The sequence below is a fragment of the Aquabacterium sp. genome (assembly GCF_049274795.1).
Taxonomy (GTDB): domain Bacteria; phylum Pseudomonadota; class Gammaproteobacteria; order Burkholderiales; family Burkholderiaceae_C; genus Aquabacterium.
Genome location: NZ_JBASTH010000088.1, coordinates 87,496 through 113,557, shown reverse-complemented (window position 1 = coordinate 113,557; position 26,062 = coordinate 87,496). Strand labels below are relative to the sequence as shown.

At 66.3% G+C, this 26,062-nt stretch carries 22 protein-coding genes; 17 read left to right on the top strand and 5 right to left on the bottom strand.

The window, feature by feature from the left end:
• Window positions 1-42 precede the first annotated feature (42 nt).
• The 5 genes from WAQ08_RS14650 (at window position 43) to WAQ08_RS14630 (ending at window position 4,873) form a co-directional block, all read left to right on the top strand.
• Window positions 43-681, top strand: a complete 639-nt coding sequence (locus WAQ08_RS14650) for an acyltransferase (RefSeq protein WP_422192450.1) — start codon at window positions 43-45, stop codon at window positions 679-681.
• On the top strand, window positions 678-1,805 hold the full coding sequence (locus tag WAQ08_RS14645; RefSeq protein ID WP_422192424.1) for a glycosyltransferase: 1,128 nt from the start codon (window positions 678-680) through the stop codon (window positions 1,803-1,805). Before WAQ08_RS14650 ends, WAQ08_RS14645 begins: the two co-directional genes overlap by 4 nt.
• Entirely contained in the window at window positions 1,802-2,986 is a 1,185-nt protein-coding gene (locus WAQ08_RS14640; protein WP_422192423.1) for a glycosyltransferase family 2 protein, read from the top strand. Before WAQ08_RS14645 ends, WAQ08_RS14640 begins: the two co-directional genes overlap by 4 nt.
• Before the next feature lie 86 nt (window positions 2,987-3,072).
• Window positions 3,073-4,251 carry a DegT/DnrJ/EryC1/StrS family aminotransferase gene (locus tag WAQ08_RS14635; protein WP_422192422.1) on the top strand — a complete coding sequence of 393 codons (1,179 nt, stop codon included), beginning with the start codon at window positions 3,073-3,075 and terminating at the stop codon, window positions 4,249-4,251.
• Between the two features lie 25 nt (window positions 4,252-4,276).
• Complete coding sequence (locus WAQ08_RS14630) at window positions 4,277-4,873, top strand: sugar transferase (RefSeq protein ID WP_422192420.1); 597 nt, start codon at window positions 4,277-4,279, stop codon at window positions 4,871-4,873.
• Between the two features lie 161 nt (window positions 4,874-5,034).
• Here WAQ08_RS14630 and WAQ08_RS14625 read toward each other — a convergent pair whose 3' ends face one another.
• The 4 genes from WAQ08_RS14625 to WAQ08_RS14610 all read right to left on the bottom strand — a co-directional run bounded on the left by WAQ08_RS14625 (window position 5,035) and on the right by WAQ08_RS14610 (window position 9,087).
• Entirely contained in the window at window positions 5,035-5,382 is a 348-nt protein-coding gene (locus WAQ08_RS14625; protein ID WP_422192418.1) for a BON domain-containing protein, read from the bottom strand.
• A 207-nt stretch (window positions 5,383-5,589) separates the two neighbouring features.
• Window positions 5,590-7,008: a sigma 54-interacting transcriptional regulator gene (locus WAQ08_RS14620; protein WP_422192416.1), complete on the bottom strand. Its 1,419-nt coding sequence runs from the start codon at window positions 7,006-7,008 to the stop codon at window positions 5,590-5,592.
• A gap of 2 nt (window positions 7,009-7,010) precedes the next feature.
• Complete coding sequence (locus WAQ08_RS14615; RefSeq protein WP_422192415.1) at window positions 7,011-7,655, bottom strand: hypothetical protein; 645 nt, start codon at window positions 7,653-7,655, stop codon at window positions 7,011-7,013.
• On the bottom strand, window positions 7,636-9,087 hold the full coding sequence (locus WAQ08_RS14610; protein ID WP_422192414.1) for an ATP-binding protein: 1,452 nt from the start codon (window positions 9,085-9,087) through the stop codon (window positions 7,636-7,638). Before WAQ08_RS14610 ends, WAQ08_RS14615 begins: the two co-directional genes overlap by 20 nt.
• Window positions 9,088-9,336: 249 nt before the next feature.
• On the opposite strand from WAQ08_RS14610, the gene WAQ08_RS14605 reads away from it, so the two are divergent.
• The 3 genes from WAQ08_RS14605 (at window position 9,337) to WAQ08_RS14595 (ending at window position 13,011) form a co-directional block, all read left to right on the top strand.
• On the top strand, window positions 9,337-11,199 hold the full coding sequence (locus WAQ08_RS14605; protein ID WP_422192412.1) for a polysaccharide biosynthesis protein: 1,863 nt from the start codon (window positions 9,337-9,339) through the stop codon (window positions 11,197-11,199).
• 138 nt (window positions 11,200-11,337) lie between these two features.
• Window positions 11,338-11,985 carry a DUF47 domain-containing protein gene (locus WAQ08_RS14600; protein ID WP_422192411.1) on the top strand — a complete coding sequence of 216 codons (648 nt, stop codon included), beginning with the start codon at window positions 11,338-11,340 and terminating at the stop codon, window positions 11,983-11,985.
• 15 nt (window positions 11,986-12,000) lie between these two features.
• Window positions 12,001-13,011, top strand: a complete 1,011-nt coding sequence (locus WAQ08_RS14595; RefSeq protein WP_422192409.1) for an inorganic phosphate transporter — start codon at window positions 12,001-12,003, stop codon at window positions 13,009-13,011.
• A 108-nt stretch (window positions 13,012-13,119) separates the two neighbouring features.
• Here the strand turns inward: WAQ08_RS14595 and WAQ08_RS14590 are convergent, their stop codons facing one another.
• On the bottom strand, window positions 13,120-14,463 hold the full coding sequence (locus tag WAQ08_RS14590) for an MFS transporter (RefSeq protein WP_422192407.1): 1,344 nt from the start codon (window positions 14,461-14,463) through the stop codon (window positions 13,120-13,122).
• Between the two features lie 161 nt (window positions 14,464-14,624).
• Between WAQ08_RS14590 and cyoA the strand changes: the two genes are divergently transcribed.
• From cyoA to WAQ08_RS14545, 9 genes are all read left to right on the top strand, one after another.
• Complete coding sequence (gene cyoA, locus WAQ08_RS14585) at window positions 14,625-15,674, top strand: ubiquinol oxidase subunit II (RefSeq protein ID WP_422192405.1); 1,050 nt, start codon at window positions 14,625-14,627, stop codon at window positions 15,672-15,674.
• 57 nt (window positions 15,675-15,731) lie between these two features.
• The gene (gene cyoB, locus WAQ08_RS14580; RefSeq protein WP_422192403.1) at window positions 15,732-17,735 is read left to right on the top strand and encodes a cytochrome o ubiquinol oxidase subunit I; all 2,004 of its coding nucleotides are present in this window, start codon (window positions 15,732-15,734) and stop codon (window positions 17,733-17,735) included.
• A complete protein-coding gene (gene cyoC / locus WAQ08_RS14575; RefSeq protein WP_422192401.1) occupies window positions 17,728-18,357 on the top strand; it encodes a cytochrome o ubiquinol oxidase subunit III in 630 nt (209 codons plus the stop codon). The genes cyoB and cyoC overlap by 8 nt, the downstream gene beginning before the upstream one ends.
• Entirely contained in the window at window positions 18,354-18,752 is a 399-nt protein-coding gene (cyoD, locus tag WAQ08_RS14570) for a cytochrome o ubiquinol oxidase subunit IV (RefSeq protein WP_422192399.1), read from the top strand. The genes cyoC and cyoD overlap by 4 nt, the downstream gene beginning before the upstream one ends.
• 19 nt (window positions 18,753-18,771) lie before the next feature.
• Entirely contained in the window at window positions 18,772-19,602 is an 831-nt protein-coding gene (locus WAQ08_RS14565) for an SURF1 family protein (protein WP_422192397.1), read from the top strand.
• The gene (locus WAQ08_RS14560) at window positions 19,562-20,929 is read left to right on the top strand and encodes an ATP-binding protein (RefSeq protein ID WP_422192396.1); all 1,368 of its coding nucleotides are present in this window, start codon (window positions 19,562-19,564) and stop codon (window positions 20,927-20,929) included. The genes WAQ08_RS14565 and WAQ08_RS14560 overlap by 41 nt, the downstream gene beginning before the upstream one ends.
• Window positions 20,926-21,462 carry a response regulator transcription factor gene (locus WAQ08_RS14555; protein WP_422192394.1) on the top strand — a complete coding sequence of 179 codons (537 nt, stop codon included), beginning with the start codon at window positions 20,926-20,928 and terminating at the stop codon, window positions 21,460-21,462. The genes WAQ08_RS14560 and WAQ08_RS14555 overlap by 4 nt, the downstream gene beginning before the upstream one ends.
• Before the next feature lie 219 nt (window positions 21,463-21,681).
• Complete coding sequence (locus WAQ08_RS14550; protein ID WP_422192392.1) at window positions 21,682-24,951, top strand: response regulator; 3,270 nt, start codon at window positions 21,682-21,684, stop codon at window positions 24,949-24,951.
• Window positions 24,938-26,044, top strand: coding sequence for an HD-GYP domain-containing protein (locus WAQ08_RS14545; RefSeq protein WP_422192390.1), 1,107 nt, complete (start codon window positions 24,938-24,940; stop codon window positions 26,042-26,044). Before WAQ08_RS14550 ends, WAQ08_RS14545 begins: the two co-directional genes overlap by 14 nt.
• Window positions 26,045-26,062 lie beyond the last annotated feature (18 nt).

Sequence of the window (26,062 nt, the reverse complement as noted above, 5' to 3'; positions counted from 1 at the left end):
GTTCCGTGGTGTGATGTCGCACCCCGCGCCCCTGCCGTGCCCATGACCGTTCTGCGCCAAAGCCTGATCCGCCCGCTGGCCCGACTGCTGTCGGTGTTCACGGGGCCGCGCATCGTCTATGGCTGGCGCAACGCCAACGGGGTGTACTGCCCGGCCACGCGCATCAGCACGCACACCTCGATCGACGGGCACGCCGGCCTGGTGCTGGGCGACCACGTCTTCATCGGCCACTTCAACCGCATCGATGGCTCCAACGGCCTGGTGATCGACGAGGGCTGCCAGGTCACCAACTACGTGTCCATCCTCAGCCATTCCAGCCACCGCTCGGTGCGCGTGATGGGGCGGCAGTACCTGGGGCACCATGATCCGGTGGGCTACGTGCGCCGCGCCACCCACATCGGTGCCTACAGCTTCATCGGGCCGCACTGCGTGATCGCGCCCGGTGCGCGCATCGGCAAGGGCGTGATCGTGCAGGGCTACAGCTTCGTCTCTGGCGAGGTGCCTGATTTCGCCCTGGTGGGCACGCGCCAACCTGGCCAGCCCGCCGTGGTGATGGGTGATACGCGGGACATGGACGCCACCTTGCTGGCCCAGCACCCCGAGCTGCACGAGGTCTACGCCGCCTGGGCCGGTCAGGACAACCTGCGGCGCGCACTGGCCCATGGAGGTCGCGCTTCGTGAGCGAGCCCTTGCGCATCCTGTTCTTCGCCGATGCGGCCAGTGTTCACACGCGGCGCTGGGTGGCGTCCATGGTCGAGCGTGGCGCCGAGGCCATCGTGATCACCCGTTCGCCGGCCGAAGTGCCGGGCGCGCGCGAGGTCATCGCCATCGCCCCGGGCCAGGACAAGGCCAGCTGGTTCAAGGCCTTGCCCGAAGTGCGCCGCGTGGCCCGCCGTGTGGCGGCCGATTTCAAGCCGCACCTGGTGCATGGGCACTACGTGACCTCGTACGGGCTGTGGGCTGCCGCCTGCGGCCTGCGCGTGCCCAAGGTGCTCACGGCCTGGGGCTCGGACATCCTGGTCACCCCGCGTGAGAGCCGGCTGATGCGCATGATCGTGCGCTGGTCGCTGCGCCGGGCCGATCTGATCACGGCCGATTCGATCGAGATGGTCGACGAGATCGCCTCCTACCACCCCAGTGCACCGGTGCACCAGATCCTGTGGGGCGCCGACACGGGCAAGTTCCTGCCCGCGCCGCCCGCGCCGGATTTCGAGGTGGTCAGCCTGCGCGTGTGGGAGCCCAACTACAACATCGACCTGATCATCGAGGCCTTCGCGCGCTTCGTGAGCCTGCGCCCGCATTCGCAGGCGCGCCTGCACCTGCTGGGCGGTGGCCCGCTGCAGGGCGCGCTGGAAGAGCGTGTGGCCGCCCTGCGCCTGCTGCAGCAGGTGCGCTTCCATGGCCGCCTGGGCGATGTCGAGATGATCGAAGCCATCCAGCGCTGCCGTGCCTCGGTGTCCGTGCCCACCAGTGATGCCACCTCGGTGTCGGTGCTCGAATCCATGGCCTGCGGCCTGCCCATCATCGCGTCCGATCTGCCGGCCAACCGCCAGTGGGTGGACAGCCGCGGTGGCTGGCTGACCCCGGTGCGCGACATCGACGCACTCACGCAGGCCCTGCTGGACGCGCATGACGATCCGACCGCCGCCACGCTCAAGGGCGTGCACAACCGCCGCCGCATCGAGCGCGAAGCCTCGCGCCGGGGGCAGATGGACCGCATGTGGCAGCTGTACCTGCAGATCCTCAAGCCCAACGGCAAGGGTCTCAAGGGGCGCAAGGCCCGGCCGCAGGGAGATGCCTCTTGAGCGGTCCTTCCACCGTCGCGCCCAGCAGGCTGGAGGGCGGCACCGTCTCGGTGATCGTGCCCTGCCGCAACGAGCGTGACCACATCGAAGCCTTCTGCGCCAGCGTGGCCGCCCAGCAGGTACCCGAGGGCTGGACGCTGGAGGTGCTGATCGCCGACGGCCAGAGCGATGACGGCACGCGCGAGCGCCTGGCCGCTTTCTGCCAGCGTGATCCGCGCTTCGTGATGATCGACAACCCCGGGCGCATCGTCTCGTGCGGGCTGAACCGCTGCATCGACCGTGCGCAGGGCCGCTTCATCGTGCGGCTGGACGTGCACACCGTCTACGCGGGCGACTACATCGCGCGCTGCCTGGACACCTGGCATGCCACCGGCGCCGACAATGTGGGCGGCCCCTGGCGGGCCGAAGGCGCGGCCGGCCCCGAAGGGCGTGTGCAGCGCGCCATCGCGGCGGCCTTCCAGTCGCGCTGGGTGGCTGGCGGTGCACGCTCCCGCGATCTGGGCTATGAAGGCCCGGTCGACACGGTCTACCTGGGCGCCTGGCCGCGCGACACCTTCGAGCGCTTCGGCGGCTTCGACGAAGCCCTGGTACGCAACCAGGACGACGAGCACAACCTGCGCATCCACAAAGGGGGCGGGCGGGTGTGGCAGTCGTCCACCATTCGCTCTACCTACCACCCGCGTGCGCATGTGTCCGATGTGTTCCGCCAGTACCGCCAGTACGGCTACTGGAAGCCCTTCGTGATGCGCAAGCATGGCCAGGCGGCCTCGCTGCGCCACCTGGTGCCGGGCCTGTTCGTGGGGGTGTGGCTGGTGCTGGCCTTCCTCATGATGGCCTCGATGCTGTGGGTGGCCTCGCCCTGGGTGCCTTCCACGCCGCCGGTGATGGGTGCCGCGGGGGGCAAGGTGTGCCACGGGCCATGGCTGGGCTGGATCTTTGCTGGCTTGTCCGCAGGGCTGTTCGTGGGCCTGAACCTGCTCTATGTCGCGGCTGTGCTGGTGATGAGCGGTCTGATCGCCACCCAGCAGGGGCGCGAGCTGTGGCCCTACCTGCCCCGGGTGATTGCGGCCTACCATCTGGGTTACGGCCTGGGCTCGCTGCGCGGCTGGTGGGATGTGATCCTCAAGGGCCGCCCTGATCCCGCGTTCGGCAAACTCACACGCGGCCCATCCCGTCGATGACCTCGGCTCGTTCGCGCGCTTCGGCGTGATGGCCTGCATACTGACCTCCCTCCTGCCTCGCGTCTCCCTGCCATTCGCACCGACCCATGAGCACCGACCAAAGCCTGCCCTTCCTGCCCTTTGCCCTGCCCGAGATCGGTGAAGAAGAAATCGCCGAGGTGGCTGATGCGCTGCGCTCGGGCTGGGTCACCACCGGGCCCAAGACGCGCCGCTTCGAGCAGGATTTCGTGGCCTTCCTGGGCGATGACAGCCTGCAGGCCATCGCCGTGAACTCGGCCACCGCCGGCCTGCACCTGGCGCTCGAAGCCGTGGGCATCGGCCCGGGCGACGAGGTCATCACCACCACGCACACCTTCACGGCCACGGCCGAGGTGGTGCGCTACCTGGGCGCCGACGTGAAGCTGGTCGACATCGACCCGGCCACGCTCAACATCGACCCGGTCGCCATCGAAGCCGCCATCACGCCTGCCACCAAGGCCATCATGCCGGTGCACTACGCGGGCCTGGCGGTGGACATGGACGCCATCCATGCCATCGCGCAAAAGCACAATCTGAAGGTGATCGAGGACGCGGCCCATTCGCTGCCCACCACCTACAAGGGCCAACTGGTCGGCACGCTCAAGAGCGACGCCGTGGTCTTCAGCTTCTACGCCAACAAGACCATGACCACGGGCGAAGGCGGCATGCTGATCACGCGCGACAAGGACCTGGCCGCGCGCGCCAAGGTGATGCGCCTGCACGGCATCAACCGCGATGCCTTCGACCGCTTCACGGCCAAAGTGCCCAGCTGGTACTACGAGATCGTGGCGCCCGGCTTCAAGTACAACCTCACCGACATCGCTGCTGCACTGGGCCTGCACCAGCTCAAGCGCCTGCCGGGCTTCCAGGTGCGCCGCGAGCAGATCGCGCAGCGCTACGACGAGGCCTTTGCCGACCTGCCCATCATCCGCCCGCCGCGCCCTGTGCACGCAGGTGACACGCATTCGTGGCACCTGTACGTGACCCGCCTGGCCGATGACGCACCGATCGACCGCGATGCCTTCATCGACAGCCTGTTCGCCGACGGTATCGGCGTGAGCGTGCACTACATCCCGCTGCACCTGCACCCCTACTGGAAGGAGCGCTACGACCTGCGCCCCGAGCAGTTCCCGCACAGCCAGAAAGCTTATGAGCGCATGGTGACGCTGCCGCTGTACACGCGCATGACGGATGCCGATGTCGAGCGTGTGATCACCGCAGTGCGCAAGGCGCTGGGCCGGGCCTGAGCCGGCGCGGTTGCTGAGGTTGCCCATGGCCAAGCGCCTGTTCGACTGGGTGTTGTCTTCGCTGGGCCTGCTGGCGCTGTCGCCGCTGCTGCTGGCGATTGCGCTGCTGGTCAAGCTGGATTCGCCCGGGCCGGTGTTCTTCCGGCAGGAGCGGGTGGGGCGGTACGGCAAGGCTTTTCGCATTCACAAGTTCCGCACGATGCGGCACGACCCGGTGGGGGCGGGGCCTCAGATCACGGTGGGGGCGGATGCGCGGATCACGCGGGTGGGCGGTTTTCTCAGGGCCAGCAAGTTCGATGAACTGGCGCAGTTGATCGACGTCTGGCTGGGCGACATGAGCCTGGTGGGGCCGCGGCCGGAGGTGCCGCGGTATGTGGCGCATTACCCGGCTGACTTGCGCGACAAGGTGCTGTCGGTGCGGCCGGGGATCACCGACATTGCGTCGATCGAATACCGGGATGAGAGTGCGGTGCTGGCGCGGGCGAGTGATCCGGAGCAGGCTTATCTGCGGGAGGTGTTGCCGCACAAGTTGATGCTGGCAGCGCGGTATGTGGACCGATCCTCGTTGGCGCTGGATGTGTGGTTGATCCTGCGGACGATTGGGGCGATTGTTCGGCGTTGAGTTGCTTGGCTGTTTTGACTGCGTCGGGTGCTGCTACGACAAAGCGCAAAAACCAGCGCAAAACAAAAAAAGGAGACCCCCAGCAAAGAGAGATCTCCTTCTTTCGCGACCCTGAGCAGCCCGTCTGGCTGACCGATCAAGGCCAAGGCAGGATCAAACGATCACTTGCCCAGCTTCAGCTCGTTCTTGACGTCCTTGACGCCAGGCACAGCCGAGGTGGCTTCGATGGCCTGTTGAGCGGCTTCAGCGCTGGGGATCGAGCCCTTGAGCACCACGACGCCGTCCGTGGTGGACACGTCGATCTTCTGCGAAGACAACTGCTTGTTCTCTTGCAGGGCGGCCTTCACTTGGCTGGTCACCGCAGCATCGCCAGCGGGAGAAGCTTCCGTGGCTGCCGGCGATTGGACCTGCGGCGAAGCCGGGGCGGTCACGTCAGCAGCGTGGACAGTGGCACCGGCCATCAGGGCGGCGGCGGCGATCAGGCTGGCGATGGCAGAGCGTTGTTGCATAGGAATCTCCTTCTGTGCATTGACATGGAAAGAATCGCGATGCCGTCGAGGGCATCACACTCTTGCTAGGGCAACGTCCGTGCCAGTTCAGAAAAATTCATGTGAATCAACAACTTGCGAATCACCGGTGGGCGGTCCAGGCGCAAACTGGTCGCCAAACCCCTGTTTTGCGTCGCCATGTGGCGACAGCAGTGTGTTGCGTGCAAGCTAAGTGCTTGAATTCAAAGCGCTTTTCTTGTCGCCTGAGCCCGACGCCTCGTCCATGGGCACTACGTCACCCCGGAAATGCTGCGGCACCAGGCCATGGCGCTGCAGCAGGCGGTAGAACTCCGTGCGGTTGCGGTCAGCCAGGCGTGCAGCATCGGCGACATTGCCCGCAGTGAGCTTGAGCAACTGGCTCAGGTAGCCCCGTTCGAAGCGTTGCTTGGCATTGGCGTAGTTCAGCACCTGCGTGGGCGATTCGGCCTGCAGGGCACGCTGTACCAGCGTCAAGGGGATCAGTGGCGAGGTGGCCAGCGCGCACATCTGCTCGACCGCGTTGACGAGCTGGCGCACGTTGCCCGGCCAGGGCGCGGCCACCAGGGCTTCCAGCGCATCGGGCGCGAAGCCGTGCAGCGTCTTGCGGTACTTCTCGGCCAGTTGTGTCAGGAAGTGCTGGGCCAGCAGGGGGATGTCTTCGCGGCGCTCGGCCAGTGAAGGCAGGCGCAGGCGGACCACGTTCAGGCGGTAGAACAGGTCGGGGCGGAACTGGCCCTCGGCCATGGCGCCGTCCAGGTCGCGGTGGGTGGCCGAGAGCACGCGCACATCCACGGGGATGGCTTCGTTGCTGCCCACCGGGCGCACGGTGCGCTCCTGCAGCGCGCGCAGCAGCTTGACCTGCAGAGCCGGGGGCATGTCGCCGATCTCATCCAGAAAGAGCGTGCCGCCATCGGCCGTCTGGAACAGGCCCTGGCGGCTGGTCTGCGCGCCGGTGAAGGCGCCCTTGACGTGGCCGAACAGTTCCGACTCCAGCAACTGCTCCGGGATGGCGCCGCAGTTGATGGCCACGAAAGGCTTGCGCGCGCGCGGGCTGGCGCGGTGGATGGCGCGGGCCAGCAGTTCCTTGCCGGCACCGCTGTCGCCGGCGATCAGCACGCTGGCATCGGTGGCGGCTACCAGGCGCGCTTCGGCCAGCACATCGGCCATGGCCTGGCTGCGGCTGATGATCTCCTCGCGCCAGCGGTTGTCGCCGCCGTCATCGGTCTGGGCGCCGGGGCTCAGGCTGGTGGCCTGGCAGACCTTGTCGAGCAGCTCGTGGCTGTCGAAGGGCTTGGTCAGGTAGGCGAAGGCGCCGCGCGAGGTGGCGTCCACCGCATCGGGGATGGTGCCGTGCGCCGTCAGCAGGATCACGGGCAGCGCGGGGTGCTGGGCGCGGATCTCGTCGAACAGCTGCAGGCCGTCCAGGCCGGGCAGGCGCACGTCGCTGATCACCAGCGTGGGCTGGGCCACGGCCAACTGGGCCAGGGCCGCTTCGGCGGATTCGGCGGTGCTGACCTGGTAGCCGGCGGCGCTCAGGCGCATGGTCAGCAGGCGCAGCAGGTCGGTGTCGTCATCCACCAGCAGGATCGAGGGGGCTTGTTGGGGCATGGTCATCCACCTTGTTGCTTGACGGAGGAGGCGCCGGTCGCGGGGCCCGGTGCGGCGGGTGAGGCCGGCAATGTGCGTTCGATGGCCTTGAGCGCTTCGAGCTTCTCGTTGAGTTGATCGGTCTTGCGCTGGTTGTCGCGGGCCTGGGTGTTGAGCCGGTCGAGCGAATCGCTCAGGCGGCGCTGTTCGCTCCACTGCGTGCCCAGCAGGCGCGCCAGGGGCTTCAAGGCCTCGGCATCCTGGTCGGTGCTGCTGAGCACGGAATCCAGGTGGATCTGTGCCAGGGTCAGGTCATTGGTGGTGCGGCTCATGCTGAGCGCCATGGCCTTGCGCATGGCCAACATCGGCGTCTTGGCCTGGCTATTGAGGTTGTTCACCTCACGTGCGATCTCGACCGGGTTCAGTGCGCGCAGGTTCTGGTGGTAGGCCAGCAAGATCTCCACGCCGGAGGGCGTGATGGGCACGTCGGCCGCAGGCGCGGGCTCACTGGCCACCGTGGGCGGCACGGGGGGCGGGGGCTCGGCGGGCAGCGGTGGCGGTGATGTGGCACAGGCACCCAGCAGGGCGCTCAGCAAGAGCGCCAGCAAGGCCAGGGCGCCTGAGCGCCCGCGCGCAGGCCAGCGAGGGTCATGCAGCGGCTTTTTCATGAGGCAGTTCAATCCTGAAATGGGCGCCACCTTCGCGTGGCAGCAGGCGCACCGAGCCGCCATGGGCCCGTACATACTCGCGCACGATGGACAGGCCGATGCCGCTGCCATGGCGGGCACCGGCCGGTTGATGGCGGCCCTGATAGAAGGGGTCGAAGATGCGGTCGGCGTCTTCCGGGGCCACGCCGGGGCCTTCATCGATGCAGTCGATGGTCAGGCGGCGGCGGTTCTCCGAGACGATGAAATTGATGGGGTGGCCTTCGGGGCTGAAGCGCACGGCGTTCGACAACAGGTTGCCCAGCACCACCGACAGCTTGTCGGCATCGAGCTGGGCACGGCCCTGTGCCCCCGAGATGTTCACGCTGAGGTTCTTGGCCTGCCACTGCAGGCGTTGGGCTTCGGCGATGCGCTCTACCAGCGCCTTCACATCAAGGGGCTGGCAGCGCAGCTTCTGGGCCTCGAAGGCGGTGGCATGAAAGCGCAGCAGGTCTTCGATCTGGCCTTGCAGCGCGACGGTGCTGTCGCGCAGGATGCGGGCGATCTCCGCCTGGTCGGGCGTGAGCTGGCCGGCCACGCCATCCTGCAGCAGGGCCACGCCTTCGCGGATCGAGGCCAGCGGGGTTTTGAGCTCGTGCGAGATGTGCCGCACGAAGCGTGTCTTGTCGGATTCGAGCGCGGCCAGACGCAGGCGCAGCCAGTCGAGCTGCGCGCCCAGGCGTTGCAGATCGACCGGGCCCTTCACGGTGATGGGTTGGTCGAACTGGTTGCCGCCCAGTCGCTCGATGGCCTGGCCGATGCGCTTCATGGGCCGTGACAGCCACCAGCCGAAGCCGAAGGCGAACAGCGCGGCCAGGCCGAGGGCCCCGATGACCAGCCCGCTGATCAACTGGCGTTCGTGCTCCAGATCCGTCAGCAGGGCATCGTTGCGGCGGTCGACCTCCTGCTGGCTGCGCTGGGCCAGGGTTTCGTTGAGCGCATGCAGGCGGCTGAACAGGGGCGTGAGCAGTGGCAAGGCAGCCTGGCGGGGCGTGCCGTTGAGGATGTCCCAGGCGGCCTGGGCCTGGGCCTCCCAATCACGCAGGGCCTGCTGCTCGGTGGGCAGGGCCTTGGCGATCACATCCTGCGTGGCCAGGGCCTCCTGCCAGGCGGCCTGGTAACGCTCGCGCAGGCTGGCGTCATCGAGCACCAGGAACTGGCGCGCGCTGCGTTCCATGGCCACGGTGCGCTCGGCCAGCCGCTGGGCGCTTTCGGTCAGGCGCACGGCATGGTGCGCGGCTTCACGGCTTTGCCGTGCCACGTGTTCGAGCGCCAGCAAGGCCTGCACGGCTGCACCGCCGAGCAGGGCCGTGATCACCAGGAAGGCCGCCAGCAGCGATTGCCGAAAGGACAGGCCCCGCAGCCGGCGGTGAGCGGGAGGCGCGTGAGCATGCATGTGTTCTGAACGGTATGTCTTTCTTGTCAACCAAGGCAGCTTAGTGGAAGGGGCCTGACCCCGAGGGGGGCCGGGGTGTCTGTGGATCTGGTGCGTTCACATTTGTTTCGTTGATAAATGAATTGTTACGATTGAGGCGCCTCGGGGATCGGTGCTTCGGACGCTGGCGGAGGGTCAGGCTGGCCGGGCCCAACTGGCACAATGCCGGGTTGACCTTCGCCTGACACGCCGACACCGATCTACCTCACCATGCTCTGGAGCCGCCTCGACCGCCTGCTGGACCGCCTGCGCCCGCGCCGTCAACTGGTCGTCATGTTGGTCGATGCCGTGCTGATCGCGCTGGCCTGGCATGCCACCTACCTGTTCCGCATGGGGGTGGAGCGCTGGCTGCATGAGCCGCCTCACTACGATGCGGCCGTGCTGCTGGGCGTGATCCTGATCTACAGCCTGTGGTCGTGGGCGCTGGGCGTGCCCAAGGCGGCCTGGCGCTACGTGAGCTTCAGCGAGGTCTCACGCCTGGGCTGGATGTGCCTGGGCGCCGGCCTGGTGTCGGCCGTGCTGGTGCTGATGGCGCAACTGGTGGAGGTGCCGCGCGCCGTGCTGGCCCTGCACCCTTTGCTCGCCCTGATGGCCCTGACGCTGGCGCGCATGCTGCTGCGCATGGGGCATGAGCATGCACGGGCCAGGCGCACCGGCACCAAGGACAGCGGCCAGCGCGCATTGGTGCTGGGCGCGGGTGCGGCGGCCAAGCTGCTGATCGCGGGCATCCAGCACCGCGGCTGGACAGTGGTCGGCCTGCTCGATGACGATGTGCGCAAGCACGGTGCCCGCGTGGCCGGCGTGTCCGTCTGGGGTGGGCTGGAGCTGCTGTCGCAGCCCGATACGCTCGATGGTGTCTCGCACCTGATCCTGGCCATGCCATCGGCCAGCGGGGCGCAGCGCAAGCGTGCGCTGGACCTGGCGGTGGCCGCCGGCCTGCCCGTGGTGACCGTGCCCAGCGCGGACGAACTGCGTGAAGGCCGCTCGCGCATCGACCGTGTGCGCGACATCGAGCCAGAAGACCTGCTGGGCCGCGAGCCCGTCAAGCTCGATGAATCGGCCGTGTCTTCGCTGATCAGCGGGCAGACGGTGCTGGTCACCGGCGCGGGTGGCTCCATCGGTTCGGAGCTGTGCCGCCAGATCGCCCGCTTCGGGCCCGCGCGCATCGTGTTGTTCGAGCTCAGCGAGTTCGCGCTTTACAACGTCGAGCAGGATCTGGGCGAGCACTTCCCGCGCCTGCCGCTGGTGCGCCTGGTGGGCGATGTGAAGGATCTGGAGGCGCTGCGCCGCGTGATGGCCCAGCACCGCCCGGACATCGTCTTCCACGCCGCCGCTTACAAGCACGTGCCGCTGATGGAGGACGACAACGCCTGGATCGCCGTGCGCAACAACACGCTGGGCACCTTCCTGGCGGCGCAAGCTGCGGCCGAACACGGCGTGCAGCGCTTCGTGCTGATCTCCACCGACAAGGCCGTGAACCCCACCAACGTGATGGGCGCCACCAAGCGCGCCGCAGAGATGGTGGTGTCGCACTGGGCGCAGCAGGCGCTGTGTACGCGCTTCATGGCTGTGCGCTTCGGCAACGTGCTGGGCTCCAGCGGCAGCGTGATCCCCAAGTTCAAGGAACAGATCGCCAAGGGCGGGCCGGTCACCGTCACCCACCCAGAGATCACCCGCTACTTCATGACCATCCCCGAGGCGGCGCAGCTGGTGCTGCAGGCCGCGGCTTTGGCTGAATCTGGTCAGGTGTTCGTGATGGACATGGGCCAGGCGGTGAAGATCGCCGATCTGGCGCGCGAGCTGATCAAGCTCTCGGGCCACACCGAGGCCGAGATCCCCATCGTGTTCAGCGGCCTGCGGCCGGGCGAAAAGCTCTATGAAGAGCTGCTGGCCGATGACGACACCACGCTGCCCACGCCCCACCCGCGCCTGCGCCTGGCGCAGCTCAAGGGCGAACTGGCGGCGGACTGGATCGAGCGCATGCAGGCGCTGGCGGTCGAAGGGCAGGGCCTGCAGGCAGGCGATCTGCGTGCGCGCCTGCACGCGCTGGTGCCGGAGTACGCGCCCCGCTGATCAAGCCAAGCGCGTGGCAACTCCAACTCCATCGGTGAATTTTGCAGGGCCGACTAAATAGTCCAATCGGATCATGGCGGGCTAAAATGCCGGATTCGCTCCACCAGCCCGGCCCCACCCAGGCGCACGAGAAAAGCCATGATCTTTGGAAAGCTGCTGCCCCGTGAGGGCAATTTTTTTGAGCTGTTCAACCAGCACGCCGGCCACATCGTGACCGCCGCCCATGCCTTTGCCCTGCTGGTGAAGCACTACAACGACCCCGAACTGCGCGAAAAGCACAACCAGGAGGTCGATGTCGCGGAAAGCGCCGCCGACAGCATCACGCGTGAAGTCAACCGCCTGCTGCACACCACCTTCATCACCCCGATCGACCGTGAGCAGATCCACTCGCTGATCAACACGATGGACGACGTGGCCGACCTGATGCAGGACGCCGCCGAGACCATGGCGCTGTACGACGTGCGCCGCATGACCAGCGAGATCGAGCGCCTGACCGACCTGTGCGTCAAGAGCGCCCAGCGCCTGAAGGATGCTGTGGCCCTGCTGCACGACATCGGCAATGCCGAAACCGCCGCCGCCGCGCTCAAAACCTGCGAAGAGATCGACCAGCTCGAAAGCGATGCCGACCGCGTGATGCGCGCCGCCATGAGCAAGCTCTTCCGTGAAGAGCCCGATGTGCGCGAGGTCATCAAGCTCAAGGCCATCTACGAGCTGCTGGAGACCGTCACCGACAAGTGCGACGACGTGGCCAAGCTGATCGAGGGCGTGATCCTCGAGAACTCCTGATCGGCGGGTCGGACCATGGAACAAATGCAGGTGGCCCTGTGGGTCGTCCTTCTGCTGGTGGGGATGGCGCTGTTGTTCGACTTCATGAATGGATTTCATGATGCAGCAAATTCCATCGCCACCGTGGTGTCCACCGGGGTGCTGCGGCCCACGCAGGCCGTGGTCTTCGCGGCCTTCTTCAACTTCATCGCCATCTTCGTGTTCCACCTCAGCGTGGCGGCCACGGTGGGCAAGGGCATCGCCGACCCGGGGGTGGTCGATGCGCACGTGGTGTTCGGGGCGCTCACCGGCGCCATCACCTGGAACGTGGTCACCTGGTACTACGGCATCCCCAGCAGTTCGTCACACGCGCTGATCGGCGGCATCGTCGGGGCCGTGATCGCCAAGGCCGGCGCCGATGCACTGATGGCCACGGGCATCCTGCGCACGGTGTTGTTCATCTTCGTGTCGCCGCTGCTGGGCTACATCCTGGGCTCGATGATGATGGTGATCGTGGCCTGGCTGTTTCGCCGTACCACGCCACTCAAGGCTGACCGCTGGTTCCGCCGGCTGCAGTTGGTGTCGGCCGGGGCGTACAGCCTGGGCCACGGCGGCAACGATGCGCAAAAGACCATCGGCATCATCTGGATGCTGCTGATCTCCACCGGCTATGCCGCGGCTGACTCATCGTCCCCGCCCATGTGGACCATCATCACCTGCTACATGGCCATCGCGGCCGGCACCATGTTCGGAGGCTGGCGTATCGTCAAGACCATGGGCCAGAAGATCACCAAGCTCAAGCCCGTGGGCGGCTTCTGCGCCGAAACCGGCGGGGCACTCACCCTGTTCATCGCCACGGCCATGGGCATTCCCGTCTCCACCACGCACACCATCACCGGTGCCATCGTGGGCGTGGGCTCGGTGCAGCGCGCCAGTGCCGTGCGCTGGGGTGTGGCCGGCAACATCGTGTGGGCCTGGATCCTGACAATCCCCGCCTCCGCCTTCGTGGCGGCGGTGGCTTACTGGATCAGCATGCAGCTGTTCTGACGCTTGCCTGGCTCCCCTCCATGGACAAAGCCCCTAGCGGCCGCAACCGCGGGGGCTTTGTCCATCCGGCCCCGCGCTGGCAGGCCGGGCGATCCGGGCCGTTCTAGCTCAATCCTTGATTTCCAGCGAGCGGTTCACCCGTAGCGCCGCCAGCGTGCACACCGAGCCGGACAGCAGGTACAGGCTCAGATAGGCCAGACCGAAGTGCGCCGACAGGCCCAGGGCCACCAGCGGGGCGAAGGCCGCGCCGATCAGCCAGGCGAAGTCGGCCGTCAGGGCCGCGCCGGCGTAGCGGTACTTGGTCGCAAAGTTCGCCGTCACAGCACCAGCCGCCTGGCCATAGGACAGGCCCAGCAGCACGAAGCCGATCAGGATGAAGGCATCTTCCATGACCGGGCCGCCATTGAGCAGCATGGGCGCCACGGCGCTGAACACACCGATCGCCACGGCCAAGGCACCGAGGGTGCGTCGGCGGCCGATCTTGTCGGCGATGCGGCCGGAGGCCAGCATGCCGACCACCGCTAGCGCGCCACCCACGATCTGCACCGACAGCACCTCATCGACGGTCTGGGTGTTGCTCAGCACGATCCACGACAGGGGGAAAACCGTCACGATGTGGAAAAGTGCATAGCTGGCCAGTGCGGCGAAGGCGCCCAGGAAGATGTTGTAGCCCTGGTCACGCATCAGCTGGTGCAGGGGCACAGGCTCCAGTTCACGCTCTTCCAGCAGCTGTGTGTACTCCTCCGTGACCACCAGGCGCAGGCGGGCGAACAGCGCCACCACGTTGATGGCAAAGGCCACGTAGAAGGGGAAGCGCCAGCCCCAGGCCAGGAAATCCGCTTGGTTCAGGTTGCTGTGCAGGAACAGGAACAGGGCGCTGGCGATCACGAAACCCACCGGGGCGCCCAGTTGCCCCAGCATCGCGTACCAGCCGCGCCGCCCCTCAGGGGCGTTCAGCGCCAGCAGCGAGGGCAGGCCGTCCCAGGAGCCGCCCAGCGCCAGTCCCTGCAGCACGCGCAGGGCTGACAGCAGCAAGATGGCGTTGAACCCCAGGCTGGCGTACCCGGGCAGGAAGGCGATTCCGGCCGTGGAGAACCCTAACAGGAACAGGGCCATGGTGAGCTTTGCGCCTCGCCCCCAGCGCCGCTGGGCCGCCATGAACAGGGCGGTACCGAACGGTCGTGCAACAAAGGCGAAGGAGAAGATCACGAAGGACCAGAGCGTGCCCGTGAGCCGGTCCATGTGCGGAAAGAACACCGCCGGGAACACCAGGACCGAGGCGATCCCGTAGACGAAAAAGTCGAAATATTCGGACGCTCGTCCGATCACCACGCCCACCGCGATCTCGCTGGGCGCCACGGGGGAGTGCCCGTTGGCATTGATCTGGCGCGCATCGTGCTCCAGGTTGCTGGAATTGAGCTCCGTGGGGGTACTGCTGATACTGGTCATCATGCGTTCTCCGTTATCGGATGTTGTTCCATTCGGACAACTCAAGAGTCGCACCATTCGGGAAAATTGACCATGGACAAAACGTCCAATTCCCAGCTCATCTCATTGGGTGTAGATTTTGCGGCTCCTGGGCGTCCTGCGCTCCAAATTTTCCTGTTCCGGCAATGCCTTCCATCAAGAACTACCGGGCCCTCCTCCTGGCCCCCGTCATCGCCCTGCTGGCTGGTTGCAATGCGGTCGTGATGAGCCCTTCCGGTGATGTGGCGCTTCAGCAGCGAGACCTCATCGTCATCTCGACCGTGTTGATGCTTCTGATCATCGTACCGGTGATCTTCTTGACCCTGCTGTTTGCCTGGCGTTATCGCCAGTCCAACAAAGAGGCCGACTACGCCCCCGACTGGGACCACTCCACGCAGCTCGAACTGGTGATCTGGGCCGCCCCGCTGATGATCATCATCGCCCTGGGCGCCCTGACCTGGATCAGCACCCACAAGCTGGACCCCTACCGCCCGCTGGACCGCATCGCCGCCGACAAGCCGCTGCCTGCCGACGTCAAGCCGCTCGAGGTCGAAGTGATCTCCCTGGACTGGAAATGGGTGTTCTTCCTGCCTGAGCAGGGCATCGCCACGGTCAACGAGATCGCAGCGCCGGTGGATCGCCCCATCCGCTTCAAGCTCACGTCGAGCACCACGATGAACGCGTTCTACGTGCCCGCCCTGGCCGGCATGATCTACACCATGCCCGGCATGCAGACCGAGCTGAACGCGGTGATCAACAAGCCTGGCGTGTACCAGGGCATGTCCTCGCACTACAGCGGCTCGGGCTTCGCCGGCATGACCTTCAAGTTCCACGGTCTGAGCAACGAAGACTTCGACAAGTGGGTCGCCAAGGCCAAGGCCGAAGGCAAGCCCCTGACGCGCGATGTCTACCGTGAGCTGGTCAAGCCCAGCGAGCGCAACCCGGTCGAGCTGTTCTCCACGGTCGAACCCAACCTCTACAAGCGCGCCCTGAACATGTGCGTCGAGGACGGCCAGCAGTGCATGCACGAAATGATGGCCAAGGATGCCGTGCGCAACAAGGTGGCCAAGGGCGGCGCGCAAGCCAGCCCCGAGCATGCCGGCCAAGGTGCTGACCACGCTGCCCACGGTCAAGGCGCCGCCAGCGATGCCACGGATGCCGAAGCCCACCACGACCACGGTGGTGGCAAGCATTGAGATCGAGTGGGGCGTTCAGCAGAACGCCCCCGCGAGCCCCTTTTTGAGTGACTAGCCATGTATGAACATTCTTCCGTAGCGCCCCACTGGCTGTTGGGGCGGCTGACCTGGGACTCGATCCCGATGGCGCACGAGCCCATCGTGCTGTACACCTTCATCGCCGTGATGCTCGGCGGCGTCGGCCTCGTCGGCCTGCTGACCAAGCTGCGCCTGTGGGGCCCGCTGTGGCGCGACTGGTTCTGCAGCATCGACCACAAGAAGATCGGGATCATGTACATGATCCTGGGCATCGTGATGCTGCTGCGCGGCTTCGCCGACGCCATCATGATGCGCCTGCAGCAGGCCATGGCCTTCGGCGACAACATGGGCTATCTGCCCCCACAGCATTACGACCAGATCTTCACCGCCCACGGCGTGATCATGATCTTCTTCGTCGCGATGCCGCTGGTCACGGGCCTGATGAACTTCGTCGTGCCGCTGCAGATCGGCGCGCGTGACGTGGCCTTCCCCTTCCTGAACAACTTCAGCTTCTGGATGACGACTGCCGGCGCCGTGCTGGTGATGGTGTCGCTGTTCCTGGGCGAGTTCTCCACCGCTGGCTGGCTGGCCCTGTCCAACCTGGGCAACCAGAACCCCGGGGTGGGGCTGGATTACTACATCTGGTCATTGCAGATCGCGGGGGTGGGCACGACGCTGTCGGGCATCAACCTGCTGGTCACCATCGTCAAGATGCGTGCGCCCGGCATGACCATGATGAAGATGCCCGTGTTCACGTGGACCTCGCTGTGCACCAACGCCCTGATCGTGGCCTCGTTCCCGATCCTGACGGCGGCCCTGGTGCTGATGTCCCTGGACCGCTACGCCGGCACGAACTTCTTCACGAACCACCTGGGCGGCAACCCCATGTTGTACGTGAACCTGATCTGGATCTGGGGCCACCCCGAGGTCTACATCCTGATCCTGCCCGCCTTCGGCATCTTCTCCGAAGTGGTGTCCACGTTCTGCCGCAAGCGCCTGTTCGGCTACACCTCCATGGTGTACGCCACGGTGTGTATCACCATCCTGTCCTACCTGGTGTGGCTGCATCACTTCTTCACCATGGGCTCGGGTGCCAGCGTGAACTCGTTCTTCGGGATCACGACCATGATCATCTCGATCCCGACGGGCGCGAAGATCTTCAACTGGCTGTTCACCATGTACCGTGGCCGCATCCGCTTCACGGTGCCCATGCTGTGGACGATCGGCTTCATGGTGACCTTCGCCATCGGCGGCATGACCGGCGTGCTGCTGGCCGTGCCCCCGGCTGACTTCGTGCTGCACAACAGCCTGTTCCTGATCGCCCACTTCCACAACGTGATCATCGGCGGCGTGTTGTTCGGCCTGATGGCGGGCATCAACTACTGGTTCCCCAAGGCCTTCGGCTACAAGCTCGACGAGTTCTGGGGCAAGTGCTCGTTCTGGTTCTGGCTGGTCGGCTTCTACGTGGCCTTCATGCCGCTGTACGTGCTGGGTCTGATGGGTGTCACCCGCCGTGTCAACCACTTCGAAGACCAGTCCCTGCAGATCTGGTTCGTGATCGCCGCCATCGGCGCCGCACTGATCGCCGCCGGCATCGGCTGCTTCCTGCTGCAGCTGATCGTGAGCTACTTCAAGCGTGAAGAGCTGCGTGACGAGACCGGCGACCCGTGGGATGGCCGCACGCTGGAATGGGCCACCTCCTCGCCGCCGCCCAACTACAACTTCGCCTTCACCCCCGTGGTGCACGAACTGGACGCGTGGTGGGACATGAAGCAGCACGGCTACCAGCGTCCGCTGCAGGGTTACCAGTCCATCCACATGCCGCTGAACACGGGTTCGGGCGTGGTGCTGTCGGCGCTGTCGCTGATCTGGGGCTTCGCGATGATCTGGCACATGTGGCCTCTGGCCATCGCCTCGTTCGCGGCCATCGTGGCCGGCGCGATCATCCACACCTTCAACTACAAGCGTGACTACTACATCCCGGCGGCCGAAGTGACGGCCTCCGAGAACGCACGCACCGAACTGCTGGCCCGCCATGTCTGATCTCGCCCATACCGCCGGCACGGCCGGCACCGCCCGCGAGTACCACCTCGCGCATGAACCGCATCCGGAGAACGGCACCGCGCTGGGCTTCTGGATGTACCTGATGAGCGACTGCCTCATCTTCGCGGCGCTGTTCGCCACCTATGGCGTGCTGGGTCGCAACTACGCCGGTGGACCCGGCGGCGCGGAGCTGTTCGACCTCAAGCTGGTGGCCATCAACACGGCCTTCCTGCTGATCTCGTCGATCACCTTCGGCTTCGCCATGCTGCGCAAGCAGCTGAACGACAAGAGCGGCACGCTGATCTGGCTGGCCGTCACCCTGGTGTTCGGCCTGGGCTTCCTGACCCTGGAACTCTATGAGTTCTATCACCTGATCCATATCGGCGCCACGCCGCAGAGCAGCGCCTTCCTGTCGGCCTTCTTCACGCTGGTGGGCACTCACGGCCTGCACGTCACCTTCGGCTGCATCTGGCTGGTGGTGCTGATGGTGCAGATCAGCAAGCACGGCCTGATCCACGAGAACAAGCGCCGCCTGATGTGCCTGTCCATGTTCTGGCACTTCCTGGACGTGGTCTGGATCGGCGTCTTCACCTTCGTCTATCTGATGGGAGTGCTGCCATGAGCGCGCATACCGAACAACACGCCCACCACGGTGGTCACGACGACCATCACCATGACGACGGTCATCCCGAGAGCACGCTCAAGGGCTATGCCATCGGCTTCGTCCTGTCGGTCATCCTCACGGCCATCCCCTTCTGGCTGGTCATGAACAACGTGATCGCCGATTCGGGCACGCTGGCCCTGGTGCTGCTGGGCTTCGGCGCGGTGCAGATCGTGGTCCACATGATCTATTTCCTGCACATGAACTCCAAGGCCGAAGCCGGCTGGACCATGCTGTCCACCATCTTCACTGTGGTGCTGGTGGTGATCACGCTGGCGGGTTCGCTCTGGGTGATGTTCCACATGAACACCAACATGATGCAGGTGCACAGTCACGAGATGACGCACCCCAACTGAAAGGGCGGGGCTACAGCACATGCAGCACCTTGAGGCAGCGGCGCCCACGCGCCGCGGCCCCCGATCCCGGGCCGCGCTGATCGCCATGGCGGTTTGTGCGGCCTTGTTGTTTGCGGGGCTGATTGCGATGGGCACCTGGCAGGTGCAGCGCCGCGCCTGGAAGCTCGACCTGATCGAGCGTGTCACGCAGCGCGTGAACGCCCCGGCCGAGGCGGCCCCCGGGCCATCGCAATGGCCGGGCATCAGCAAGGCCGAGCACGAATACCGCCACGTGCGCCTGACAGGCACCTACCTGCACGACCAGGAATCCCTGGTGCAGGCCAGCACCGTGCGTGGCGCCGGCTTCTGGGTGCTGACGCCCCTGCGCACGCCGGATGGCAGCCTGGTGATGATCAACCGGGGTTTCGTGCCACCGGAGTTCAAGGCGCGCGCCAAGCGCGAATCGCGCAACCCGACCACGCAGGTGGCGGTCAGCGGCCTGCTGCGCCTGAGCGAGCCCGGCGGCGGCTTTCTGCGCGACAACGACCCCGCAGCGGGACGCTGGTACTCGCGTGATGTGCCGGCCATGGCCCAGGCGCACCAACTGAGCGGTGTGGCACCGTACTTCATTGACGCGGATGCCGGCTCATCGCCCGAGGCCACGGGCGCGCCCGTGGGGGGGCTCACGGTGCTGTCCTTCCCGAACAACCATCTGGTGTACGCCATCACCTGGTACACCCTGGCCTTGATGGTGGCCGCGGCCGTGTGGTACGTGGCGCGCGTCGAGCGTGGCCTGCGCCGTGATCAAGCCATGCACGACAATGCGGGCCATGCAGACGCCCGTTCCAGCCAAGATCCCGCGCCCCGCTGACGCGCCGGACAGCCGCCAGCCCCAGGGTGTGGCGGCGGCGCGCATCCGCCGCTTCTCCGAAGCGACGGGCCGCAAGAACATGCAACTGCTGATCCAGCTGCGCTGGATTGCCGTGGTGGGGCAGATCATCACCATCGCGGTGGTGCACTTCCTGCTGGGCATCATGTTGCCGCTGGAGCCCTTGCTGGTGGTGCTGGGTGCCATCACGGTGTTCAACCTGGCCAGCCGCCTGCGCTGGCAGGTGCAGCAGGTGGTGACGGAGGGCGAACTGCTGCTGGCCCTGCTGGTGGACGTGGGCATGCTCACCCTGATGCTGTACTTCACAGGGGGAGCGGCCAACCCCTTCGCGTGGCTGTACCTGTTGCAGATCACCCTGGGGGCGATGCTGCTCACGCCGCAGGCCACGTGGATCATGGTGATCGCCACCACTCTGTGCTTCGCCTGGCTGGCCCTGCTGGCGCGGCCCCTGCCCATGCCCACGCACATGGACGGCGGCCTGGCCAACCCCTACATGCAGGGCATGCTGGTGTGCTTTGCGCTCAATGCAGGGCTGCTGGTCACCTTCATCGTGCGCATCACGCGCAACCTGCGTCAGCGCGATGCGCACCTGGCCGATCTGCGCCAGCGCGCGGCGGAAGAAGAGAACATCGTGCGCATGGGCCTGCTGGCTTCCGGGGCCGCGCACGAGTTGGGCACGCCGCTGGCCACGCTGGCCGTGATCCTGGGTGATTGGGCCCGGCTGCCCACCTTCACCTCCGACCCGGAGTTGCTGGAAGAGGTGATCGAGATGCAGGCCCAGATCCAGCGCTGCAAGGCCATCGTCAGCGGCATCCTGATGTCGGCGGGCGAGGCGCGCGGTGAATCTTCCGAAGAGACCAGCATCTGCACCTTCCTGGATGAGCTGGTCGAGGAGTGGCGGGCCTCGCGCCCGGTCACGTCCTTTGTCTACGACAACCGCTTCGGGCTGGACGTGCCCGTGGTGTCGGACTCCACCCTCAAGCAGACCATCTGCAATATCCTGGACAATGCGCTGGAGGCCTCGCCCCACCATGTGAGCCTGGAGGTCGAGCGCGATGCCGATGCGCTGCGCATCACCGTCAAGGACAACGGCTCGGGCTTCCCGCCCGAGATGCTGGCGCAACTGGGCAAGCCCTACCAGTCGAGCAAGGGGCGCCCCGGGCGGGGCATGGGGCTGTTCCTCGTCGTCAATGTGGCGCGCACGCTGGGCGGCCGGGTCACGGCCCGCAACCGCGTGGGCGGCGGCGCCGTGGTGACGCTGACCCTGCCGCTGGCGGCCATCGCGCTGGAAGAAGGAGACGATTCATGAGTGATGAGCGCGTGCTGCTCATCGTGGAAGACGATGCCGCGTTCGCGCGGACGCTGACGCGTTCGTTCGAGCGCCGCAGCTACACGGTGCTGATCGCCGGCAGTCTGGACGAGGTGGGCGAACTGCTGCAGCGGCATTCGCCCGGCTACGCCGTGGTCGACCTCAAGATCAATGGCGAGGCCTCGGGCCTGTCCTGCGTGCAAAAGCTCAACGCCCACAACCCCGACATGCTGATCGTGGTGCTGACGGGCTTTGCCAGCATCGCCACGGCGGTGGAGGCCATCAAGCTGGGCGCCTGCCACTACCTGGCCAAGCCCTCCAACACCGACGATATCGAGGCCGCCTTCGGACGGGCCGAGGGCAATGTCGAGGTCGAACTGACCAACCGCTCCACGTCCATCAAGACCCTGGAGTGGGAGCGCATCCACGAAACCCTGGCCGAGACGGACTTCAACATCTCCGAAACCGCCCGGCGCCTGGGCATGCACCGGCGCACCCTGGCGCGCAAACTTGAGAAGCAGCGCGTTAAGTGATTTTCGCGAAATGAATGGTGTTTTGAGGTGTTGACAACGTTGGCAAAGGCTGAAAAACATGCTTACTATTTCACGCTCGCAGGGTGGTCCGTCGACACTTTGACGGTTTAGGCCGCAGTAGGCCTACAGAGGCCAGGGGCATGTCCGATACCGCCTCATGGCCTTATTGCATGTCCAAGGGATGGGACGTTGCCTGCGAGCAGGCGACGGGGGCGGGGCGTGAAGCTCAAAGCGGTCTCTCACACCATGTTCGTGGGCGCCATTCTGGCGCTCCTGGCCAACTTCGCCTTTTTGCTCCTGATCCGCTCGGCGTTCGACCACAGCGCACAGGTCGCCGGGCAGCGCGAGCAGACTATCCGTGCGCTGGAGCACCTGCGCCAGGAGGCTGAACTGCTGCGCCGCCTGGTGCGGGCCTACACGGCCACGGGCAGCACCAAGTACCTGCTGACCTATTACGACATCTATGCCATTCGCCAGGGAGACAAGGCCACGCTGGACGTGCCCGATCCCACCGCCTTCTGGGAGGACCGCCTCGTCCACGAGCGCCCGCAGCCACTGCCCGAGCAGGGCAACAAGCAGTCCCTGATCGAGCGCATGAAGGCGCTGCAACTGAGCAGCGACGAGCTGAGCAGCCTGCGGCATGTGATGGACGCCACCGAGCGGCTCAAGAAGACCGAGCAGGTGGCTTTCGCGGCCACGCAGGGCCTGTACGACGCGCAGAGCCACACCTTCGTGTCGGAAGGCGAGCCGAACCTGGCCTACGCCACCCAGCTGGTGCATTCGCGCACCTACGAGCGTGACGGTGCTGACCTGACCCGCGCGATCTCCGACCTGACCCAGCGCGTCGATGCCCGCACCGAGGCCGCCGTGCGCGAAGCCTCGACCCGCGTCTCCCGCTTCATCGGCATGGCCGTGGCGGTGGACCTGCTGCTGCTGCCCGTGATGGCCGGCGCCCTGCTGGTGATCCGCCGCCGCGTGCTGCTGCCCATCGATGCCCTGGGCCGGCAGGCCAAGGCCTTCGCCGAGGGCGACTATGCCCAGCGCAGCCCCCTGCGGGCCGATGCCGTGCGCGAGATCGTGTCGCTGAGCGCCACGATGGACGCCATGGCGCGCTCCATCCAGGATGACCTGGCGGCGCGTGCCCAGGCACAGGCCGCGCTGCAGGAAGCGCGTGACCAGGCCGAATCGGCCACCAAGGCCAAGTCCCTGTTCCTGGCCAACATGAGCCACGAGATCCGCACACCGATGAACGCCATCATCGGCATGACGCACCTGGCGCAGCAGACCTTGCTGACCGAGCAGCAGAAGGACTACCTGGACAAGGTGGCCGCTGCCTCGCAGATCCTGCTGGGTGTGATCAACGACATCCTCGATTTCTCCAAGATCGAGGCCGGCCGCATGACGCTGGAGAGTGCGCCCTATCGGGTGGAGGATGTGGTCGGCAATGCCCTGATGCTGGTGCGCCAGAAGGCCCAGGAGCGCGAGATCGAGCTGCTGTGCGAGTTTGCCGATGCCGCCTTGCTGGCCGATGCGGCGGTGGTGCAGGGCGACATGCTGCGCGTGGGGCAGGTGCTCACCAACCTGTTGTCCAACGCCGTGAAGTTCACGCACCACGGCCATGTGCGCCTGCGCGTGGCCTTGCAGGATCGGCAGGCCGAGCAGGCCCGGCTGTGCTTTCAGATCAGCGACACCGGCATCGGCATGACCCCGGAGCAGGTGAGCCGCCTGTTCCAGGAGTTCACCCAGGCCGACGACAGTACCACGCGGCGCTATGGTGGCACGGGCCTGGGCCTGAGCATCAGCCAGCGCCTGGCCACGATGATGGGCGGCACCATCGAGGTGGCTAGCCAACTGGGGGCCGGCTCGACCTTCACCGTGACCTTGCCTGTGACCGTGATCGATGCCTCCACTGCCAGCGCTACGGGCCCCTTGCCGGTCGATACCCTGCGTGTGCTGGTGGTGGACGACCAGTCTGATACGCGGGAATCCCTGGCGGGCCTGCTGCAGACCATGGGCGTGGGGCAGGGCCAGCGCGACGGGCGCGTGGGCGCGGTAGCCGTGGCCGAAGGCGGCGCCCAGGCACTGGCCCTGGCGCAGGAGGCCGCAGCCCAGGGCCAGCCTTTCGATCTGGTGCTGCTGGACTGGCTGCTGCCCGACATGCAGGGAGACAAGGTGCTGCAGGCCCTGCGCACGCTGCAGCCCTCGCTCGATGTGGTGGTGATCTCCGCCTATGGCTGGGACAGTCTGCAGACGCCCGCATCGCAGGCGGGCATCGACAGCTTCCTGCCCAAGCCCATCCTGCCAGCGGCCCTGCGCGGCCTGTTCGCGCGCTTGACCGGCGTGGCCGTGGCCGGGCCATCTGCCGCGGCGCCGATGGATGCGGCCGTGCGCCTGGATGGCCTGCGCATATTGCTGGTCGAGGACAACCCCTTGAACCAGCAACTGGCCATCGAGCTGCTGACGCGTCGCGGGGCCAGTGTCACCTTGGTGGACAATGGCAGCGAGGCCGTGGAGCACCTGCGCATGACCGGTCCGACCGCGTTCGACGTGGTGCTGATGGACCTGCACATGCCCGTGATGGATGGCCGTGAAGCCACCCGGCAGATCCGCGCCGACGAACGCTTCCGGCAATTGCCCATCCTGGCGATGACGGCGCACGCGCTCGACGAAGAGCGTGAGCAGTGTCTGGCCATCGGCATGCAGGACCACATCAGCAAGCCGCTGGAGCCCCGCAGGCTGTACGCCACGCTGGCGGCCTATGTGCATCCCCGCGTGACCGATCACGGTGCTGTGGCATTGGCACCCTCATCGTCTGACAAGGCATCGGCCGCACCGACCGTGTCGGCAGATCAGCCCTCAGCACTGCCGCGCGTGCCAGGCCTGGACACGCGCTCCGCGCTGGACCGCCTCGACGGCGATCTGCGCCTGTACCTGCAGGTGGCGCAAGGCTTCGTGACCCATGCCGACACCAGTGTGCCGCTGCTGCGTGCCGCGCTGGAAGTGCAAGGCTGGGCCACCGTGCAGCGCGAGGCCCACACCCTGCGCGGCCTGTGCGCCACGATCGGCGCTTACGCGCTGGCTCAACTGGCTTCGGGGCTGGAGCAGGCCGCAGGGCAGCGCGACGAATCCTCCATCGCCACGGCCGCCAGCCTGCTGTTCGACCAGCTCGGTGAGTTCGTCGAGGTTCTGCGCCCGCAATTGCGCGGTGCTATCGACCCTTTGACGGCCCCCACATCGACGCCAGCGACACCGCTTGCAGCAACGGGCACGCCCTTGCAGGAGCCGCCCCCGCAGCACGAGGAACTCGAACGCCTGCTGGAAGATGCCGACAGCGCGGCCATCGGCCTGTGGCGCCAGACCCGAGAGGCCTACCGCGCCATGCTGCACCCGCTGGTGTTCAACCGCCTGGACACCGCCATCGAGCAGTGCGACTTCGACACCGCATTGGGCCTGCTTCAGGAAGAGGGAGGAGCACATGCCGTTTCATGAACTGGCGCCGGGACTGTCCGGCCCGCAGACCATCCTGGTGGTGGACGACGCCCCGGCCAACCTGACCTTGCTGGCCGGCCTGCTGGACCAGACCTACCGCGTCAAGCTGGCCTCGTCTGGAGCCAAGGCCCTGGACCTGGCGCAGCGCTCGCCGCCGGATTTGATCCTGCTGGACGTGATGATGCCCGGCATGGACGGCTACGAGGTGTGCCGACAGCTCAAGGACGATGAACGCACGCGCCACGTGCCTGTGATCTTCCTGACCGCGATGCAGGCTGCGGAAGACGAAACCCGGGGCTTCGAGGTGGGCGGTGCCGACTACATCACCAAGCCGATCACGCCCGTGGTGGTCAAGGCGCGCGTGAAGACGCACCTGCAGAACAAGGCTTTCCAGGATTTCCTCAGCCAGCGCAACGAGACGCTGCAATCGCAGCTGCAGGAGCAGATCGCCCAGCTGGACCGGCTGCGCGATTCGACCTTGCACATCATGATCTCGTTCGCGGAGTTCCGCGACGAGGACACGGGCAACCACGTCAAGCGCACGCAGGAGTACGTGCGCGTGCTGGCCACCCGCCTGTGGGAGCAGGGCCTGCACCACGATGAGCTCGATCCCCATCGCATCTGCCTGATCGCCAAGTCCGCGCCGCTGCACGACATCGGCAAGGTGGCCATCCCCGACAACATCCTGCTCAAGCCGGCCAAGCTCACGCTTGAGGAGTTCGAGGTGATGAAGCGCCACCCCATGCATGGCTGGGACATGCTGCACCGCGCCGCGTCGCGGCTGGGCGAGGACACCGACTTCCTGCGCTACGCCATGGAGATTGCCCGCTCGCACCACGAGAAGTGGGATGGCTCGGGCTATCCGGACCAGTTGGTGGGCGAGCGCATCCCGCTGTCGGCCCGCCTGATGGCCGTGGCCGATGTGTACGACGCCCTGATCAGCCGGCGCCCCTACAAGGAGCCTTTCCCGCACGAGACGGCCCTGCGCATGATCGAGGAAGGCCGGGGCAAGCATTTCGATCCGCAGATCGTGCAGGCGCTGCACGACATCCAGGACACCATCGCCGCCATCGCACGCGAATGGCAGGACTGACCACCACACCATCACATC